At 72.6% G+C, this 17,038-nt stretch carries 20 protein-coding genes; 10 read left to right on the forward strand and 10 right to left on the reverse strand.

Going from position 1 to position 17,038, the window contains the following annotated elements:
• Nucleotide 1 precedes the first annotated feature (1 nt).
• Nucleotides 2–1,579, reverse strand: coding sequence for a DAK2 domain-containing protein (locus ACYVLJ_RS32895; RefSeq protein WP_460441585.1), 1,578 nt, complete (start codon nt 1,577–1,579; stop codon nt 2–4).
• Nucleotides 1,580–1,713: 134 nt separating this feature from the next.
• Here ACYVLJ_RS32895 and rpmB point away from each other — a divergent pair, with 134 nt between their 5' ends.
• Entirely contained in the window at nt 1,714–1,905 is a 192-nt protein-coding gene (rpmB, locus tag ACYVLJ_RS32900) for a 50S ribosomal protein L28 (protein ID WP_003091970.1), read from the forward strand.
• A gap of 53 nt (nt 1,906–1,958) precedes the next feature.
• Here rpmB and ACYVLJ_RS32905 read toward each other — a convergent pair whose 3' ends face one another.
• The 3 genes from ACYVLJ_RS32905 to ACYVLJ_RS32915 all read right to left on the reverse strand — a co-directional run bounded on the left by ACYVLJ_RS32905 (nt 1,959) and on the right by ACYVLJ_RS32915 (nt 4,029).
• On the reverse strand, nt 1,959–2,729 hold the full coding sequence (locus ACYVLJ_RS32905) for an alpha/beta fold hydrolase (RefSeq protein ID WP_460441586.1): 771 nt from the start codon (nt 2,727–2,729) through the stop codon (nt 1,959–1,961).
• Between the two features lie 61 nt (nt 2,730–2,790).
• On the reverse strand, nt 2,791–3,468 hold the full coding sequence (locus ACYVLJ_RS32910) for a uracil-DNA glycosylase (RefSeq protein WP_460441587.1): 678 nt from the start codon (nt 3,466–3,468) through the stop codon (nt 2,791–2,793).
• Nucleotides 3,469–3,498: 30 nt separating this feature from the next.
• Entirely contained in the window at nt 3,499–4,029 is a 531-nt protein-coding gene (locus tag ACYVLJ_RS32915) for a gamma carbonic anhydrase family protein (RefSeq protein ID WP_451975010.1), read from the reverse strand.
• A 32-nt stretch (nt 4,030–4,061) separates the two neighbouring features.
• Here ACYVLJ_RS32915 and ACYVLJ_RS32920 point away from each other — a divergent pair, with 32 nt between their 5' ends.
• The gene (locus ACYVLJ_RS32920) at nt 4,062–5,264 is read left to right on the forward strand and encodes a glycoside hydrolase family 27 protein (protein ID WP_460441588.1); all 1,203 of its coding nucleotides are present in this window, start codon (nt 4,062–4,064) and stop codon (nt 5,262–5,264) included.
• Here ACYVLJ_RS32920 and ACYVLJ_RS32925 read toward each other — a convergent pair.
• Both ACYVLJ_RS32925 and ACYVLJ_RS32930 read right to left on the reverse strand, forming a co-directional pair.
• Nucleotides 5,251–5,730, reverse strand: a complete 480-nt coding sequence (locus ACYVLJ_RS32925) for a GNAT family N-acetyltransferase (RefSeq protein ID WP_451975014.1) — start codon at nt 5,728–5,730, stop codon at nt 5,251–5,253. The genes ACYVLJ_RS32920 and ACYVLJ_RS32925 overlap by 14 nt on opposite strands.
• A gap of 16 nt (nt 5,731–5,746) precedes the next feature.
• Nucleotides 5,747–6,703: a thiamine-phosphate kinase gene (locus ACYVLJ_RS32930; protein ID WP_451975016.1), complete on the reverse strand. Its 957-nt coding sequence runs from the start codon at nt 6,701–6,703 to the stop codon at nt 5,747–5,749.
• 138 nt (nt 6,704–6,841) lie between these two features.
• Here ACYVLJ_RS32930 and ACYVLJ_RS32935 point away from each other — a divergent pair, with 138 nt between their 5' ends.
• Nucleotides 6,842–7,075 (forward strand): Lrp/AsnC family transcriptional regulator, encoded by a 234-nt coding sequence (locus tag ACYVLJ_RS32935; protein WP_285454796.1) that lies wholly within the window; start codon nt 6,842–6,844, stop codon nt 7,073–7,075.
• A gap of 19 nt (nt 7,076–7,094) precedes the next feature.
• Nucleotides 7,095–7,631 carry a DUF3515 domain-containing protein gene (locus ACYVLJ_RS32940; RefSeq protein ID WP_460441589.1) on the forward strand — a complete coding sequence of 179 codons (537 nt, stop codon included), beginning with the start codon at nt 7,095–7,097 and terminating at the stop codon, nt 7,629–7,631.
• 3 nt (nt 7,632–7,634) lie between these two features.
• Here ACYVLJ_RS32940 and ACYVLJ_RS32945 read toward each other — a convergent pair whose 3' ends face one another.
• Entirely contained in the window at nt 7,635–8,729 is a 1,095-nt protein-coding gene (locus ACYVLJ_RS32945; protein WP_460441590.1) for a D-alanine--D-alanine ligase family protein, read from the reverse strand.
• A 106-nt stretch (nt 8,730–8,835) separates the two neighbouring features.
• The gene (pdxR, locus tag ACYVLJ_RS32950; protein ID WP_451975022.1) at nt 8,836–10,224 is read right to left on the reverse strand and encodes a MocR-like pyridoxine biosynthesis transcription factor PdxR; all 1,389 of its coding nucleotides are present in this window, start codon (nt 10,222–10,224) and stop codon (nt 8,836–8,838) included.
• A gap of 80 nt (nt 10,225–10,304) precedes the next feature.
• Here pdxR and ACYVLJ_RS32955 point away from each other — a divergent pair, with 80 nt between their 5' ends.
• Nucleotides 10,305–10,949, forward strand: coding sequence for a pyridoxamine 5'-phosphate oxidase family protein (locus ACYVLJ_RS32955; RefSeq protein ID WP_460441591.1), 645 nt, complete (start codon nt 10,305–10,307; stop codon nt 10,947–10,949).
• On the opposite strand, the gene ACYVLJ_RS32960 is transcribed toward ACYVLJ_RS32955, so the two are convergent.
• The gene (locus tag ACYVLJ_RS32960) at nt 10,950–12,374 is read right to left on the reverse strand and encodes a sensor histidine kinase (RefSeq protein WP_460441592.1); all 1,425 of its coding nucleotides are present in this window, start codon (nt 12,372–12,374) and stop codon (nt 10,950–10,952) included.
• Complete coding sequence (locus ACYVLJ_RS32965) at nt 12,371–13,084, reverse strand: response regulator transcription factor (RefSeq protein WP_460441624.1); 714 nt, start codon at nt 13,082–13,084, stop codon at nt 12,371–12,373. The genes ACYVLJ_RS32960 and ACYVLJ_RS32965 overlap by 4 nt, the downstream gene beginning before the upstream one ends.
• Nucleotides 13,085–13,232: 148 nt before the next feature.
• Between ACYVLJ_RS32965 and ACYVLJ_RS32970 the strand changes: the two genes are divergently transcribed.
• The 5 genes from ACYVLJ_RS32970 (at nt 13,233) to ACYVLJ_RS32990 (ending at nt 17,030) form a co-directional block, all read left to right on the forward strand.
• Nucleotides 13,233–14,579, forward strand: a complete 1,347-nt coding sequence (locus tag ACYVLJ_RS32970; protein ID WP_460441625.1) for a ferredoxin reductase family protein — start codon at nt 13,233–13,235, stop codon at nt 14,577–14,579.
• A 9-nt stretch (nt 14,580–14,588) separates the two neighbouring features.
• Nucleotides 14,589–15,029, forward strand: a complete 441-nt coding sequence (locus tag ACYVLJ_RS32975) for an FMN-binding protein (protein ID WP_460441593.1) — start codon at nt 14,589–14,591, stop codon at nt 15,027–15,029.
• Nucleotides 15,026–15,766 carry an FAD:protein FMN transferase gene (locus ACYVLJ_RS32980; RefSeq protein WP_460441594.1) on the forward strand — a complete coding sequence of 247 codons (741 nt, stop codon included), beginning with the start codon at nt 15,026–15,028 and terminating at the stop codon, nt 15,764–15,766. The genes ACYVLJ_RS32975 and ACYVLJ_RS32980 overlap by 4 nt, the downstream gene beginning before the upstream one ends.
• A gap of 62 nt (nt 15,767–15,828) precedes the next feature.
• Complete coding sequence (locus ACYVLJ_RS32985) at nt 15,829–16,209, forward strand: VOC family protein (RefSeq protein WP_451975032.1); 381 nt, start codon at nt 15,829–15,831, stop codon at nt 16,207–16,209.
• Nucleotides 16,206–17,030 (forward strand): class I SAM-dependent methyltransferase, encoded by an 825-nt coding sequence (locus ACYVLJ_RS32990; protein WP_451975034.1) that lies wholly within the window; start codon nt 16,206–16,208, stop codon nt 17,028–17,030. The genes ACYVLJ_RS32985 and ACYVLJ_RS32990 overlap by 4 nt, the downstream gene beginning before the upstream one ends.
• Nucleotides 17,031–17,038: the final 8 nt, after the last annotated feature.

Consider the following 17,038-nt stretch of genomic DNA (forward strand, 5'->3'; position numbering starts at 1 on the left):
GCTATTCGACTCCCATCAGCAGCACGGCGTCCGCCTGGCCACTGGCGTAGCTGGTCAGCTCCACCTCCGGGTGCTCCAGCCGCAGCTGCTCCGCGAGCTCGCCGGTGACCCCGGGCGGGGCGGCGGCCCCGCTCAGCACCGTCACCAGCTCGCCGCCGAGCGCCAGCATCCGGTTCAGCACGTTCATCGCGGCCGCGACCAGGTTCGTCTCCGACGCCGGCGCCGGCTCGATCAGCACCACCTCGTCGTCGACCAGGCCGACCACGTCACCGGACTGGGCCCGGCCCACCCAGGTTAGCGACTCCTCCTGCGCGATCCGCAGTTCGCCACGCCTGGTCGCGGCGGCCGCTTCGGCCATCGCGACGACGTCGTCGTTGGTGCGGCGCCCGGCGTCGTGCACGGCGAGCGCGGCGAGTACCTGCACCGGCGAGACGCACGGGATGACGACGACATCGCGGTCGCCGGCCATGGCGTGCCCGGCCGCCGTGTCGACCGCCGCGGTGAGCGCGACGCCGCCCGGAAGCACCGTGACGTGCCGCCCGGCGGCCTCGTTGAGCAGGCTGATCACGTCCTCGACGCTGGGGGTCTCGCCCTCGGGCACGGCCAGTACTGGGATGCTCTCGGCGCGCAGCAGCTCGGCCAGCGGGCCGCCGTGCACGACGGCGACGACCGTGCGGTCGATCCCGCCGCCGGGCTCGATCGGCGTCGGCGTGAGCAACGGCTCGACGCGGATCTTGCGCGGCCGGCCGAGCGCGAGCCCGGCCTCGATGGCGGCGCCGATGTCGGCGCAGTGGACGTGCACCGCGTGGCTGCCCGAGCCGTCGCCGGCCACCGTGACGCTGTCGCCGAGGCCGCTCAGCTCCTTGCGCAGCGTCGGCAGGCCCTGTTCGTCGACGCCGTCGAGGAGGTACATGACCTCCCAGGCGTAGGCCTCGGCCTGCGGGATCGCGTGCACCTCGAGGGCGTGCTCCTGCTCGATCGCGGCCCCGGTGAGCACGCCGACCAGGGCGTCGAGCACGGCCACGAGCCCGCGGGCCCCGGCGTCGACGACTCCCGCCTTGGCCAGCGCGGGCAGCTGCAGGGGCGTCTTCTCGAGGGCGTGGGCGGCCTCGTGCGCCGCCTCCTGGGCGACTTCGCCGAGGCTTCGGGTGTCGCCGCGGACGGCCGTCGCGACGGCGTGCAGGACGGTGAGGATCGTCCCGGCGACCGGGCGGCTCACGGCCCCGGTGGCGACCTCGTCGGCGTGGCCCAGCGCCGCGGCCAGCCACGGGCCGTCGAGGTCGCCTTCGGCTCGGTCGGCCAGCCCGCGCACGACCTGGGACAGGATCACCCCGGAGTTGCCCTTGGCGGACGCGACCGCGCCGCGCGCGAGGACCTTCAGCGCTTCGGCGGCGTCCTTCGGTTGCGCGGCTTCGAGTTCCTTCGCCGCGCCGGTCATCGTGAAGAGCATGTTGGAGCCGGTGTCGGAGTCCGCGACGGGGTACACGTTGATCTCGTCGATGGCCGGCCGCAGGCTCGCGAGACTGCGCACGCAGCCCGTCGCCCAGGCCGACACCGCCGCCGTGTCCAGCACCCGCACCCCGTAACCTCCTGACCGGTCCTCGGGCAGCGTATCGACCCGGTGCCGGGGCCCTCGATCGCAGTAGTTACTATGGTCGAGTTGCCCAGTGCATCTGGGCTCATTTCTATGACCCAGATCCAAAGGAGTTCGACGTGGCTGCCGTGTGCGACGTCTGTGGCAAGGGACCCGGCTTCGGCAAGTCGGTCTCGCACTCCCACCGCCGTACCAACCGCCGGTGGAACCCGAACATCCAGACCGTCCACGCCAAGGTGGGTGTCTCCCAGCGCAAGCGCCTGAACGTGTGCACCTCCTGCATCAAGGCGGGCAAGGTCGTTCGAGGCTGAGGCCGCGAAGTTGGGTGGCGGGTGCTCTCCGGAGCACCCGCCATTTTCATGTCCTACTTCAGGAAGCCGGTCAGCAGGTCCTTCAGCGTCTCCGGGAACTGGAGCACGCCGTGGTCCTGCCCGTCGAGGGTCTCGTGCCGGGCGCCGGGGATCGCCGCGGCGGCCGCGCGGGCGCCCGCCTGCAGGGTCTCCGGGCTCGCGCCGCCGCCGATCACCAAAGCCGGGGCCGTGATCCGGGCCAGGTTTTCGCGGCGGATGCGGCCGCCGGGGCCGCAGATCTCCAGGTCGTACGGGAGCGTGTGCGCCAGGGCCGTGAACCAGCCCCACACCGGCGCCTGCTTCATCCCGTCGATCATCTCTTCCGGCGTGCCCGCGACCACCAGGAACGTCGCCACGGCACCGTCCCGGTCGCCCGACGCCAACTGGGCGCGCACCTTGTCCAGGACGTCGGGCCGCGGGTGCTCGTCGGTTGCGTACGGCGGCTCGTACGCGGCCACGCGCTCGATCGCCAGGCCCGCGGCCGCGGCTTCCAGGGCCAGGATCGCGCCCGACGAGTGGCCGAACACCGACGCCGAGCCGCCCGCGTGCTCGATCAGCGCCGCGATGTCCTCGATTTCGCGGTCCATCGCGTACGAGGACGCGTCCGTGCTGTCGCCGCGGCCGCGCCGGTCGTAGGCGATCGTCGTGAAGTCGCCGGCCAGCACTTCGGCCAGGCCCGCGACGGTGGTCCGGTCGTTGAACGCGCCGCCCACCAGGATCACCGGCGCGCCCGCGCCGCGCTGCTCGAAGTGGATGGTCGTGCCGTCGGCCGAGGTGACGTCCATGGTTTCCTCCAAAGGGTTCACCCCCTGGTCGGAGCCGTCACGCCGATCCGGACACGCGACCTCAGGGAAGTTTCCAGTCGACCGGTGCCGCGCCCTGCTGCTCCAGCAGCTGGTTGGCCCGGCTGAAGGGGCGTGACCCGAAGAAGCCGTTGTGCGCCGAGAGCGGGCTGGGGTGCGCCGACTCGATGCAGGGAACGTCGCCCAGCATCGGCCGGAGGTTACGCGCGTTGCGGCCCCAGAGGATCGCCACCATCGGCTCCGACCGGGCCGCGAGGGCCTTGATCGCCTGCTCGGTGACGTCTTCCCAGCCCTTGCCCTGGTGCGAGTTCGACTTGCCCGGCTGCACGGTCAGGGCCCTGTTGAGCAGCAGCACGCCCTGCTCGGCCCACGGCGTCAGGTCGCCGTTCGACGGCAGCGGGTGGCCGAGGTCGTCGGCGTACTCCTTGTAGATGTTGACCAGGCTCTTCGGGATCGGCCGGACGTCCGGCGCCACCGAAAAGCTCAGGCCCACCGCGTGCCCGGGCGTCGGGTACGGGTCCTGCCCCACGATCAGCACGCGCACGTCGTGGAACGGCTGCTTGAACGCCCGCAGCACGTGCTCACCCGCCGGCAGGTAGGTGCGGCCCGCGGCGATCTCCGCGCGGAGGAACTCCCCCATCGCGGCGACCTGCGGCGCCACCGGTTCGAGGGCTTGCGCCCAGCCTGCCTCGACGATGTCCTGCAGCGGTCGTGCGGTCACGGCGCGCAAGCCTACCGGGCGTGGCCGACGTCACCCGCGCGGGTCGAGCCGCCTCAGCTCGGCCTTGAACCGGCGGCCGCGTTCGACGTAGGACTCCACCACCATCGCGATGTTTTCCGCGCTGAAGGACTTGTTTTCCCGCGTCTTCCCCGGCACGCCCAGCGCGATTTCGCCGGTCTTGACGAGCGAGCCGTACGAGAGCACCGCGCCCGCGCCGACCATGCCGCCGTCCTCGATCACCGAGCCGTTGAGCACGACCGAACCGGACGCGATCAGGCAGCCGGTGCCGATCTTCGCGCCCTCGACGTGCACGGCGTGGCCGATCGCCGACGACGGCCCGAGGATCGTCGGGTGCCGCTCGGTGCAGTGCAGCACGCAGCCGTCCTGGACGTTCGACCGCTCGCCGATCTCGATGTAGCCGTGGTCGCCGCGCAGCACGGTCTGCGGCCACACCGACGCGTGCGCGCCAATCCGGACGTCGCCGATCACCGTGGCGTCCGGGTGGACGTAGGCGTCGGGGTGGATCGTCGGTTCGAGATCACCGAGTGCGTAGATCGGCATGCCGCCTCCGGGTGACTGCGGTTTCACTTCCCGTGCGATTGGATCACGGCATCGCCGCGAAGCCGAAAACCAGCCCGCTCGTCCTGGTCCTCGTCGTGCTGACGTGGCTGCTCAGCCTGCCCACCGCGGCCCCCGCGCTGGCGAACGGCCTGGCCGAGACGCCGCCGATGGGCTGGAACAGCTGGAACCAGGTCCGCTGCTACGACCTCACCGAAGACGTCGTCAAGAAGGCGGCCGACGCGCTCGCGGACACCGGCCTGCGCGACGCCGGCTACAAGTACGTCGTCGTCGACGACTGCTGGCAGGCGCCGAAGCGCGCCGCCGACGGCTCGCTGCGGGCCGACCCGGCGCGGTTCCCGCACGGCATCGCCGACCTCGCCGACTACGTGCACTCCCGCGGCCTGCTGTTCGGCATCTACTCCGTCCCCGGCAGCCGGACCTGCGCGATGGCCAACGACGCCTACCCCGCGTCCGGCATCGGCTCGCTCGGCCACGAGCGCCAGGACGCCGAGACGTTCGACCGCTGGGGCGTCGACTACCTCAAGTACGACTGGTGCAACGCCGACACGGTCGACGGCCTCGACCGCAAGGCCGCCTTCGAGAAGATGCGCGACGAGCTGGCCGCGCTGCCGCGCCCGATCGTCTACGCGATCTCCGAATACGGCGTCTCCAGCCCGTGGACCTGGGCGCGGCCGGTCGCGAACCTGTGGCGGACGACCAACGACCTGGTCGCGACCTGGGACTCGGTGCTCGCGACGATCGACCAGCAGGCCGCCGTCGCGCCCCACAGCGGCACCCCGGGCGGCTGGAACGATCCGGACATGCTGCAGGTCGGCAACGGCACGCTGACTGCGGACGAGGCCCGCGCGCACTTCAGCGTCTGGGCCGTGCTGAACGCGCCCCTGTTCGCCGGCACCGATCCGGCGAAGCTCGGCGACACCGACCTCGCGACGCTCGGCAACCCCGAGGCGATCGCCGTCGACCAGGACTTCGCGGGCGGGCAGGGCCGCCGGCTCGAAGCGGGTCCCGGCTACCAGGTGTGGGGGAAACCGTTGAGCGACGGCGGTTTCGCGGTGGTGCTGCTCAACACCGGCACCACCACCGCGACCGTCTCCGCGTCGATCCCGGGCACCTGGCGGGTCCGGGACCTGTGGGCGCACCGGGACGCCGGCACCGCCGTCAGCGCGTCACTGCGGCCGCACGCGGCGGCCCTGCTGAAGCTCACACCGAAGTGAGCTCCTTGCCGAAGCACCGGCTTTCCGGCTCGTTCTTGTAGACGCCGAAGTTCGGGATCTCGGTGTACCCCGACGACGTGTAGAGCGCGATGGCCTCGGGCTGCTTGGTGCCGGTCTCCAGGACCGCGCGCTTGCGGCCGCACAGCGCCGCCGTGCGCTCCAGCTCGGACAGGATCATCCGCGCGAACCCGCGGCCGCGGGCCGAGTCGGCGACGTACATCCGCTTGAACTCGGCGTCGCCGTCCCGGAAGTCCGGGGCGGGGCCGTCGTGCGCGCGCCACGCCCCGCAGGCGACGGCTTCTTCGCCTTGGTAGCCGACGAGGAAGACGCCCTGCGGCGGGTCGAAGTCCGCCGGGCTCATCGGGGTCACGTCCTCGTCGCCGTAGCGCTCGACGTACACCTGCTGCACCGCGGCCATGAGCTTGGCCGCGTCGGGGTGGTCGTAGGGGACCGGAACGATTCTCACGTCTGCCGACTTTAGTTCAGCGCCAATGCGTCCAGCCGCCTTCTCGCGCGAACGGCTTGCCGTCCACGGTGATCCCGGAGTCGGCCATCGTGACGACGCCGATCGTGCGCCAGCCCTCGGGCAGTTCGGTGAACGGCGGGAAGGTGGCCGCCAGCGCGTGGTCCTCGCCGCCGGTCAGCACCCAGTCCAGCGGGTCGGCGCCCAGCGCGGCCCCGACTTCCTTGAGCCGGGCCGAGACGTCGAGGTCGGCGGTGCGGACGTCGATGCCGACGCCGGACGACTCCCCGATGTGGGCCAGGTCGGCCAGCAGGCCGTCGGAGACGTCGATCATGGCCGTGGCCCCCGCGAGCGCGGCACGAGGACCGGCTTCGTACGGCGGTTCGGGGCAGCGCTGCGCGTTGACGACGCCGACCGGCGAGCGGAAGCCGCGGCCGAGCACGGCCAGGCCGGCGGCCGCCCAGCCGAGCCGTCCGTGGACGGCGACGACGTCGCCGGGCCGGGCGCCCGAGCGCGTCACCGGCTCGCGGTCGCCGAGGTCACCGAGCGCCGTGACGCTGATCACGAGCTGGTCGGCGCGGACCATGTCGCCGCCGGAGACGCCGATGCCGGCGCGGTCGGCCTCGGCCCACATGCCGTCGGCGAGCGCGGTGACCACCTCGCGCGGGGTGTCGGGCGGGCAGGCCAGTCCGACGAGGACGGTGGTCGGGGTGGCACCCATGGCGGCGATGTCGGCCAGGTTGACCGCGACGGCCTTGCGCCCGACCTGCTCGGGCGAGGACCAGTCGAGCCGGAAGTGGACGCCCTGCACGAGGACGTCGGTCGAGGCGACCACCCGGCCGTCGGGCGCGGCGACGACGGCCGCGTCGTCCCCGGGGCCGAGCAGCGTGCCCGGCGGCTGGCGCCGTCCTTCGGTGACGGCTGCGATGAGTGCGAACTCCCCGGTCTCGGCGACCGTTCCGTCGTTCGGTGACACCGGTCACCTCTGCTTTCTCTACCGGGACAAAGAGTCGATCACCGATAGTCGGATGCCCTATGTTTTTCCGTGAGCTGGCGATACGTTGCTGCTGACGTTCCTACCTTGAGCGACAAGATCCCGACGAAAGGGCGCGCCGTGGTCCACGCATACATCCTCATCCAGACCGAGGTCGGCAAGGCGGCCGCGGTGGCTGCCGAGATCTCCAGCATCCCGGGTGTGACCAGCTCGGAGGATGTCACCGGACCGTACGACGTGATCGTCCGCGCGGCCGCCGACAACGTCGACCAGCTGGGCCAGCTCGTGGTCGCGAAGGTGCAGAACGTGGACGGCATCACCCGGACCCTGACCTGCCCGGTCGTCCACCTTTAACCAGTGGTGTAGTGGTGCGGTGCCAGACTCCGACACCGGCGCCCCGCCGAAAGTGGTCCTCGTCATAGCGGCGACGCTCGCCGTGGCCCTGGCGGTCGCGGTCGCCGTGTTCGCCTTGACGAAGGGGTCCGAGCAACCCGTAGCCGGGCCCCTGCCGCTCGTCCCCGTCCCGGCGCCCGAGGCGAACGCGCCGGGCTGCACGACGCTGATGGGCGCGGTCCCGGCGGAGCTGACGTCCAACGGGACGCCGCTGAAGGTGCGCGAGCTGGCGAACCCGGCCCCGCCGGCGACGGTCGCGTGGGGCGACCAGGACCCGCTCGTGCTGCGCTGCGGGCTCACCCGGCCCCCGGAGCTGACCCCGACGGCGGCGTTGCGCCTGGTGAACGGCGTCCAGTGGCTGCAGGTGCCGGGTGACGGCGCGTCGACGTGGTACGTCGTGGACCGCGAGGTCTACGCGGCCTTGACCGTGCCGGACAGCGCGGGCACCGGGCCGCTGCAGCAGATCTCGGACACGGTCGCGGCGAAGCTGCCGGCCAAGCCGCTGCGCTTCTCCTGAACGTCAGCGCAGGCCCGTGCCCCGGGCGATCGCCGTCTCGACGAGCGTGGTCAGCAGGGTCGCGTAGTCGACGCCGGTGACCTCCCACATCTTCGGGTAGGCCGACTTCGTCGTGAAGCCGGGCATCGTGTTGACCTCGTTGATGGTCAGCTCGCCGTCCGCGCCGACGAAGAAGTCCACCCGGGCCAGGCCCTGGCAGTCGAGCGCGCGGAACGCCTCGACGGCCATCGCGCGGAGCCGGTCGGTCAGCGCGTCGTCGAGCTTGGCCGGGATGTCCAGCTCGGCGTCGTCGCCCAGGTACTTGGTTTCGAAGTCGTACCAGGCGTCTTCGTCCTCCGACAGGACGCGGATCTCGGCGGGCAGCGACGCCTCGACGCGGCCGTCCGGGAACTCGAGGACGCCGCATTCGACCTCGCGGCCGACGACCGCCGCCTCGACGAGGATCTTCGGGTCGGTGGCGCGGGCCAGCTCTATGGCCGCGTCCAGGTCGTCCCACGCGGCGACGCGCGTGATGCCGACCGACGAGCCCGCGCGCGACGGCTTGACGAACACCGGCAGGCCGAGCTTCGCGCGGTCCGCGTCGTCCAAAGTGGACTGATCGCGGCGCAGCGCGGTGTAGGTGCCGACCGGAAGTCCTTCGGCGGCAAGGAGCTTCTTCGCCGTCTCCTTGTCCATGGCGGCCGCGCTGGCCAGGACGCCGGGGCCGACGTACGGGATGCCGGCGAGCTCGAGGAGGCCCTGGATGGTGCCGTCCTCGCCGAAGGCGCCGTGCAGCACCGGGAAGACGACGTCCACCTGGGACAGCAGTTCGCTCTCGCGGCCGGGCTCGACCGCGACGAGCCCCTGGCTGGAGGGGTCGCCGGCGAGGACCAGGCCCTTGCCGTCGTCGACCGACGGCAGTTCGCGACCGCGGATGGCGAGCTGGGCGGAGTCGCCGGTGCCCAGCACCCAGCGGCCTTCCCGGGTGATGCCCACGGGGACGGCTTCGAAGCGCTCCGGATCGAGGTGGCCCAGGACGCTGCCCGCGGACAGGCAGGAGATGGTGTGCTCGCTGCTGCGCCCGCCGAACACGACCGCCACCCGGATCTTCTCGCTCATGGTGAGCCACCGTACCCGGTGACCTCGGCGAACAGCCGAGGCCGGTGCGCCGGGCGGCGCGGGCGGAGCGGCGAGCGCAACCTCGGCGGCGCCCGCGCGTCGCTTCCTACGAGAGGGATTGTCCGCGCAGCAACGACACGAGCGCCGGCAGCGCCGCCACCAGAGCCTCCCGCGCGCAACCCGCGTACCCGATGGCCACCCCGTGCGCCGACGGCTCGCCGGCGAAGTGGCGTGCCAGCCCGTCCAGGCGGATGCCTTGCCGCTCGGCCGACGAGATCACCGACGCCTCCACCGACGCGGACGGGAACGGCACCACCAGGTGCGCCCCCGCGTCGTCGCCGCGGACCTCGATGCCCGCGCCCGAAAGCGCCCCGGCCAGCAAGGTCCGCCGCTCCGCCATCTCGCGGCGGAGTTTGCGCAGGTGACGTCCGAGATCGCCGTTCCGCGCGAATTCGTACAGCACCCGTTGCCCGGCCGGAGACGGGCGCGTGCCCGTGAGGTCCCGGTACGCCAGCACCGCCGACGTGATCGCCTCCGGCGCCACCATCCACCCCGCGCCCAGCGTCGGCGTGAGGATCTTCGACGTCGTCCCCAGGTGCGCCACCACGTCCGGCGCCAGGGCGGCCAGCATCGGCAGCGGCGCGACGTCGAAGCGCAGCTCGCCGTCGTAGTCGTCCTCGATGACCAGCATCGAAGACGCGCGCGCCCGCTCCACCAGCTCCACCCGCCGCGCCGCGCTCAGCCGGCTGCCCATCGGGTACTGGTGCGCCGGCGAGCAGTACACGGCCCGCGCGCCCGCCGGGATCGCGTCCGGCCGCAGCCCCTCGAAGTCCACCGGCACGCCGGCGACCCGCATGCCCGCCCGCCGGAACGCCTGCACCGCGCGCTGGTAGCCCGGTTCTTCGACGGCGACGACGTCCCCGCGCTCCAGCACCGCGGCCGCCAGCTCGACCACCGCCGCGGTCGTGCCGCCGGTGGCCAGGACCGAGCCCGCCGCCAGGCCGCGGTGGCGCAGGAGGTGCTCCGACACGGCCGCGCGGTACTCCGGCAGCCCCGCCCGGTGGGCCCGGATCAGCGGGTCCGGGTCGGCCGCGGCGCGCCAGGCGCGGCGCCAGGCCGCGCGGTCCAGCCCGGCGGCCCAGGGCGTGCCGGGGCCGAGGTCGAGCAGTGACGGCGGTTCGGCCTCGGCGGCCGGGACCGCGCCCGGCGCCGGGACCTCCGAAGCCGAGAACGACGGCGGAGTCGTCACGTACGTGCCCGAGCCGTGCCGGCCGGCGATCCATCCCTCGGCGTGGAGCTGCTCGTAGGCCGCCGACGTCACCGTGCGGCTGACGCCGAGGCGGCCGGCCAGCGCCCGGGTCGACGGGAGCCGGTCGCCGCCGCGCAGGTGCCCGGTCGCCGCCGCTTCGCGCAGGGCGTCGGCGAGCTGGACGGCCAGCGGGGTCGTCGCGTCCCGGTCGAGGCTGACCGGGAGCGCGGTGTCGGCGTGGGTCACGGGACCTCCTCAAGTGGACTTCCCAAGTGTACGAGAAGTGGACGTTCTCCGATGCCACTGTGCTGGGAGACGCTGGTCGCATGCTGTCCACCACGCCCCGCACCACGCTCGGCCGCAAGAAGCACCGCGCCGTCACCGACCGGTCCGTGCTGTACGACGTCCTGGACGAGGGCCTGATCTGCCACCTCGGGATCGTCCGCGACGGCGTGCCGATCGTCCTGCCGACCGGCTACGGCCGTGACGGCGACACGCTCTACCTGCACGGTTCCACCGGCGCGGCGAGCCTGCGGACGGCGTCGGGCGACCTCGACGTCTGCGTCACCGTCACCCTGCTCGACGGCATCGTCTACGCGCGGTCGGTGAACAACCACTCGATGAACTACCGCAGCGCGGTGATCTTCGGGAAGGCGGCGCCGGTGGTCGAGGCCGAGGCGAAGCTGCACGGCCTCAAGGTGCTCACCGACCACCTGGCGCCGGGTTCGTGGGAGCACGCCCGCGAGGTCAACGCCAAGGAGTTCGCGTCGGTCAGCGTCCTGGCCCTGGACCTCGCCGAGGCGTCGGTGAAGATGCGCGCCGAGGGCCCGGACGACGAGCAGGAGGACCTCGACGCCGACAGCGCCTGGGCCGGGGTGCTGCCGGTGCGGACGGTCTTCGGCGCGCCCGAGCCGTCCGCCGACCTCTCCCCCGGCTGGTCGACGCCGGCCCACGTCACCGGTCGTGAGTGATCAGGACCGGGCCGGCGGGAGCCGCACGGTGAAGGTCGTGCGGCCCGGCTCCGACTCCACCGAGACCGTGCCGCCGTGGGCCGTCACCAGGGACTGGACCACCGACAGCCCGAGCCCGGTGCCGCCGTGGCCGCGGGTGCGGGAATCGTCGACGCGGAAGAAGCGGTCGAAGATCCGCTCTTGGTCGGCGGGCGCGATCCCCGGCCCGGCGTCGGTCACCTGAACCACCGCATGCGGGCCGCCGGCCGTCACCGAGACGTGCACCGCGGTCCCCGGCGGGGTGTGCACGGCCGCGTTGGCCAGCAGGTTGTCGAGCACCTGCCGCAGCCGGAGCGGGTCCGCGTCCACCGGCGCCGCCGCGAGTGCGGACGTCAGCGGGTGGTCGGGGCGGCCGGCGGTGAACGCGTCCGCCGCGTCCCCGGCCAGCTCGGCGAGGTCGACGCGCTCGGGCCGCAGCGGCGTCTCGGCGGCCCGGGCGTCGAGCCGGGCCAGCAGCAGGAGGTCGTCGACGAGGACGGTCATCCGCGCCGTTTCCTCGCGGATCTTCGTGAGGTGCGCCTCGCGTTCCGCCGGCTCGTTCGCCGCCGCGTAGCGGAAAAGGTCGGCGTAGCCCCGGATCGACGTCAGCGGCGTCCGCAGCTCGTGGGACGCGTCCGCGACGAACCGGCGCAGCCGCTCGTTCGCCTCGGTCTTCGCGGAGAGGGACGTGTCGATGTGGGCCAGCATCACGTTGAACGCCGTCCGCAGCTCCTCGACTTCGGCGCCGCCGCCCGCGCCCGCCGCCCGCACCGGCAGGTCCGCGTTCGCGGTGAGGTCGTGGGAGGCGATGTCGTGCGCGGTGCCGGCCATGTCGGCCAGCGGGCGCAGGCCGCGGCGCAGCACCAGCCGTCCGACGACCAGCAGCACGGCCAGGGCGAACGCGAAGGCGCCGACCTCGACCCAGACCAGCTGCTGGACGGTGGCGTCGAGGTCCTTCTGCGGGGCGGCGCTCAGCAGCACCGAGCCGTTGTCCACCGGGCACGCCCGCACCCGGTACGGCCCGTCGTCGGCGAGGGTGATGGTGCGCGTGACGTCGCCGTCGACCGCGTCGGCGGCGATCTTCGCCAGCGGCTGCGCGTCCCCGGGCAGCCGGCCGCCGGGCTGGGGCGTCGCGACGCCCTCGCGCACCTTGTACAGCGCCGAGTACCAGGAGTAGATCGACTGCGGTGAGCCGTGCGTCTCCCGCAGCTGGGGCAGCTGCTGGTTCTGGCTCTTGGTCAGCTGCTCGTCGAGCCGCCGGTCGAGGTAGCCGTGCATGATCCCGACCATCGAGACGCCGACGACCGCGAACACGACCAGGGCCAGCGCGCCGAGGCCGAGCGTGATCCGGGTGCCCAGCCGCGTGCGCTGCCAAGCCCCGTACCAGCGGGCGAAGAAGCGTTTCACCGGCCGGCCCGGCGCACGACGTAGCCGACGCCGCGCACGGTGTGGATCAGCGGTTCGCCGTCGCCCGCGTCCACCTTGCGCCGCAGGTGCGAGATGACCAGTTCGACCACATTGGACCGGCCGCCGAAGTCGTACTCCCAGACGTGGTCGAGGATCTGGGCTTTCGTGAGCACCGCGGGCGACCGGCGCATGAGGTAGCGCAGCAGCTCGTACTCGGTGGGCGTCAGCTCGGCGAGCCGTTCGCCGCGGCGGACCTCGCGGGTGTCCTCGTCCAGCGTCAGGTCCCCGACGCGCAGGACCGCGCCGCGCGTCACCACCTGGTGCGTGACGCCCGAGCTGCGCCGCAGGACCGCGCGCAGCCGGGCCATCAGCTCCTCGACCGAAAACGGTTTCACGAGGTAGTCGTCACCCCCGCGGGTGAGCCCGGCGATGCGGTCGGACGTCGCGTCCTTGGCCGTGAGGAACACCACGGGCACCGCGCTGCCGTGCTCGCGCAGGCGGTCCAGCACCGTGAAGCCGTCGAGGTCGGGCAGCATCAGGTCGAGCACGACGATGTCCGGCCCGAACTCCGCGGCCCGGCTCAGCGCGGCCTTTCCCGACCCGGCCGTGACCGCCTGCCAGCCCTCGTACCGGGCGACGGTGGCGACGAGGTCGGCGATGTGCGGCTCGTCGTCGACGACGAGCAGGCGCACGGGTTCGGCGGGCTGCACCACCCCATCTTCTCCCGGCGTCCGCGTGGCGGGCGAGGCGGAACCGCGGGCCGACAGGAATCCGACAGGCGATACCCAGACTCGCCACAGATTCCGCCGCGAGGCTGATCTTCGTGAACCGAACCGAGCAGGAATCCGTGTGACCACCATGACGCAGACCGCCGAGGCCGCGCGCCCGGCGATCCGCCCCCGGATCGCCGCGAAATCCGGCCTCTTCCTCCTCGTGGGCGCCAACGTGGCCGCCGTCACCGCCCTGTTCGCGCAGGCCGGCCTCTCGGACAACGTGCTGATCAGCATCGGCAGGCTGGCCGGGATGTACGGCGCGCTGGCCATGGCGGTCCAGCTGCTGCTCGTGGCCCGGCTGCCGTGGCTGGACCGGCGGATCGGGATGGACCGGCTGACGTCGTGGCACCGCTGGACCGGCTTCACGATCCTGTGGACCCTGCTGGCGCACCTGGTGTTCATCGTGTTCGGCTACGCGGAGGTCTCGAGCAAGGGCGTCGTCGACGAGCTGGTCGACATGGCGAACCAGCTCGAAGGCATCCTGCGCGCGCTGGTCGCCTTCGCGGTGATCCTGATCGTCGGCGGGGCTTCGGCGAAGTTCGCGCGCAAGCGGCTCGCGTACGAAACCTGGCACTTCATCCACCTCTACACCTACGCCGCGATCGTGCTGGCGTTCACCCACCAGATCGCGCTCGGCACGTCGTTCGCCGGTGCCCCGGTGGCGAAGGCCTACTGGTGGACGATGTGGCTCACGGCCGGCGCCGCCGTGCTCGCCGGACGCGTCGTGCTGCCGCTGTGGCGGAACCTGCGCCACCAGCTGCGCGTCACGGCCGTGGTTTCCGAAGCGCCGGACGTGGTTTCGGTGTACATGACCGGAAAGCACCTCGACAGGATGCCCGCGCGAGCCGGCCAGTTCTTCCTGTGGCGGTTCCTCACGAAGGACCGCTGGTGGCAGGCCAACCCCTTCTCGCTGTCGGCCGCACCCGACGGCCGCACGCTGCGCCTGACCGCGAAGGCGCTCGGAGACTCCAGCGCGTCGCTGCGCAGCCTGCGCGTCGGGACGCGCGTGTTCGCCGAAGGCCCGTACGGCGCGTTCACGACCATCCACCAGCAGCGGCCGAACGCGCTGCTCGTCGCGGGCGGCGTCGGCATCACGCCGATCCGCGCGCTGCTCGAGGACATCGACGGCCACGTCGTCGTGCTCTACCGGGTGCGCACCCAGGCCGACGCGGTGCTGCTGCCGGAGCTGAACGGGCTCGCCAAGGCGCGCGGCGCGGTCGTCAGCGTCCTCACCGGACCGGACCAGGCGGTCGGCCCGCGCGGCACGATGCTCGGCCCGGCCAACCTGCACATGATGGTGCCGGACGTGCACGAGCGGGACGTGTTCGTGTGCGGGCCGCCGGGGATGACGGCGGCCGTGCTGCGCAGCCTGCGCGAGCTGAAGGTGCCGAAGACCCAGGTGCACGCCGAACGTTTCAGCCTCGCGGCCTAGGGGGACGTGGTGAAGAGGACCATTTTCGTCGTCATGCTCTCGATCGCGGGGTTCATCGCGGTCTGGCGGTTCGAGCCGGGGCCGGTGCACAACACCGCCGCCACGGCCGCGCCGCCGCCGAGCGTCACGGCACCGTCCCCCTCGGCGGCACCGCCTGCTTCGTCCACTCCGGACAGTCCCGATGCGACGGTCACGACCCGGGGTTCCGCGGAGTCGGGCAACTACGGGACCGTCCAGGTCCAGGTGACCTTCACGGGTTCGCGCCTGTCGGTGATCACGCTGCTGCAGGCCCCGGACGACGGTCGCGCGCTCACGGCGTTGCCGCGCCTGCAGGAAGAGGCGATGAAGGCGCAGAGCGCGGACATCGACACGGTGACCGGCGCGACCGAGACGAGCGAGTCGTACAAGAAGTCGCTGCAGGCGGCCATCGACGCCCGGGGCAGCAGATGACCACTCGCGTCGAGCAGGTCATGGGCCTGCCGATCTCCCTGGACCTGCGGGACGACGGGGACTTCGCCGAGATCGTCGACGAGGTCTTCGTCTGGTTCCGCGAAGTCGACGCCCGGTTCAGCCCGTTCAAGGAGGACAGTGAGGTCAGCCGGTACGACCGCGGCGAGCTCACCGCCGCCGGGCTGAGCGACGACCTCATCGAGGTCCTCGAACTCTGCGCGTACTACGAACAGCTCTCCGGCGGCGCGTTCCGCGCGCGGCTGCCCGGCCGCGGCCTCGACCCGTGCGCCGTGGTGAAGGGCTGGGCCGTGCAGCGCGCCGCGGACATGCTCAAGGCCGAAGGCGCGACGACGTTCTGCCTCAACGCCGGCGGCGACGTCGTCACCGCGGGCGAGCCGGAACCCGGGCGGGCGTGGCGGGTCGGCGTGCGCCACCCCGAGCAGCCCCTGGCCGTGTGCGCGGTGCTGGAGTCGCGCGACGGCGCCATCGCGACGTCGGCGGCCTACGAGCGCGGCTCGCACATCCTCGACGGCCGCTCCGGCGCGCCGGCGACCGGGCTGATGAGCGTCACCGTCGTGGCCGGCGACCTCGTCACCGCCGACGCCCTGGCCACCGCGGCGTTCGCGATGGGCGCCGAAGGCATCACGTGGGCGGCCGACCGGCCGGACTGCGAGATCCTCATCGTCGACGACAGCCGCCGCGTGCACCGGACGGCGGGCCTCGCCCTGGCGTCCTAAATCGGTTCGCCCTCGCCCGGGCGCTCCTCCACACTGGGGATCTTCCGACCTCGAGGAGCGCCATGCCGTCGTCCGTCCTGCACGTCTCCGTCGACTGTGCCGACCCCTATGCGCTGTGCCAGTTCTGGAGCCAGGTGCTCGGCAAGCCGATCCCCGACGGGGACCAGCCCGGCGACGACGAGGTCGGCATCGAGCTCGAAGGCGGGATCGACATGCTGTTCCTGCGGGTCCCGGAACCGAAGACGGTCAAGAACCGGCTCCACGTCTGCCTCCGCCCGGACGTCCCGCGCGACGAAGAGGTCGAGCGGCTCCTGGGGCTGGGCGCGACGCTGGTGAACGACCTGCGCAAGCCGGACGGCACCGGCTGGGCCGTCCTCGCCGACCCCGAAGGCAACGAGTTCTGCGTGCTGCGCAGCGCGGCCGAACGGGCAGCGACGTCGTGACCGACTCGTTCGCGGTCAACAAGGCCAACTGGGACGAACGCGCGACGCTGCACGCGGCGTCGCCCAACTACGCGTTCTCGCGGTTCGCCTCCGATCCGGCGCACCTGAGCGCCGTCGTGCGCTTCGACCGGCCGCGCCTGGGCGACGTCGCCGGGCTGCGCGGGGTCCACCTGCAGTGCCACATCGGCACGGACACGGTTTCGCTGGCCCGGCTGGGCGCGGCCATGAGCGGCCTGGACTTCTCGGGCGCGGCGCTGACGGAAGCACGGCGGCTCGCTTCGGCGGCGGGCGTCGAGGTCGATTTCCACGAAGCCAACGTCTACGACGCCGTCGAAGTCCTGGGGGCCGGGCGGTTCGACCTCGTCTACACCGGGATCGGCGCGTTGTGCTGGCTGCCTTCGGCGGCGCGCTGGGCGTCCGTGGTCGCCGGGCTGCTGCGGCCGGGCGGCCGGCTGTTCGTCCGCGAAGGGCACCCGATGCTGTGGGCGCTCGACGAGCGGGCGGACCCGGCGGTGCCGCGGTACCCGTACTTCGAGCACGCCGAACCGCTGGTCTTCGACGAGCCCGAGACGTACGTCACCACCGACCGGCGCCTGGAGAACAGCGTCAGCCACTCGTGGAACCACTCGCTCGGCGAGATCATCACGGCGCTGCTGGACAACGGCCTGACGCTGACCGGGTTCACCGAGCACGACAGCGTCCCGTGGAACGCGATCCCCGGCCAGATGGCGCACGACGAAGACGCGGACGAATGGCGGATGAAGGACGAGCCGCGGCGGGTCGCGGCGAGCTACACGCTCCAGGCCGTCAAGGGCGGCTGAATAGGGTG

This window comes from Amycolatopsis stemonae (assembly GCF_054781455.1).

Coding starts and splice junctions, on each gene's coding strand:
- ACYVLJ_RS32945 (WP_460441590.1), bottom strand. CDS start 8,729: ATGAGCGAGAAGATCCGGGTGGCGGTCGTGTTCGGCGGGCGCAGCAGC.
- ACYVLJ_RS32970 (WP_460441625.1), top strand. CDS start 13,233: ATGACGCAGACCGCCGAGGCCGCGCGCCCGGCGATCCGCCCCCGGATC.
- ACYVLJ_RS32985 (WP_451975032.1), top strand. CDS start 15,829: ATGCCGTCGTCCGTCCTGCACGTCTCCGTCGACTGTGCCGACCCCTAT.
- ACYVLJ_RS32915 (WP_451975010.1), bottom strand. CDS start 4,029: ATGCCGATCTACGCACTCGGTGATCTCGAACCGACGATCCACCCCGAC.
- ACYVLJ_RS32955 (WP_460441591.1), top strand. CDS start 10,305: ATGCTGTCCACCACGCCCCGCACCACGCTCGGCCGCAAGAAGCACCGC.
- ACYVLJ_RS32980 (WP_460441594.1), top strand. CDS start 15,026: ATGACCACTCGCGTCGAGCAGGTCATGGGCCTGCCGATCTCCCTGGAC.
- ACYVLJ_RS32905 (WP_460441586.1), bottom strand. CDS start 2,729: ATGGACGTCACCTCGGCCGACGGCACGACCATCCACTTCGAGCAGCGC.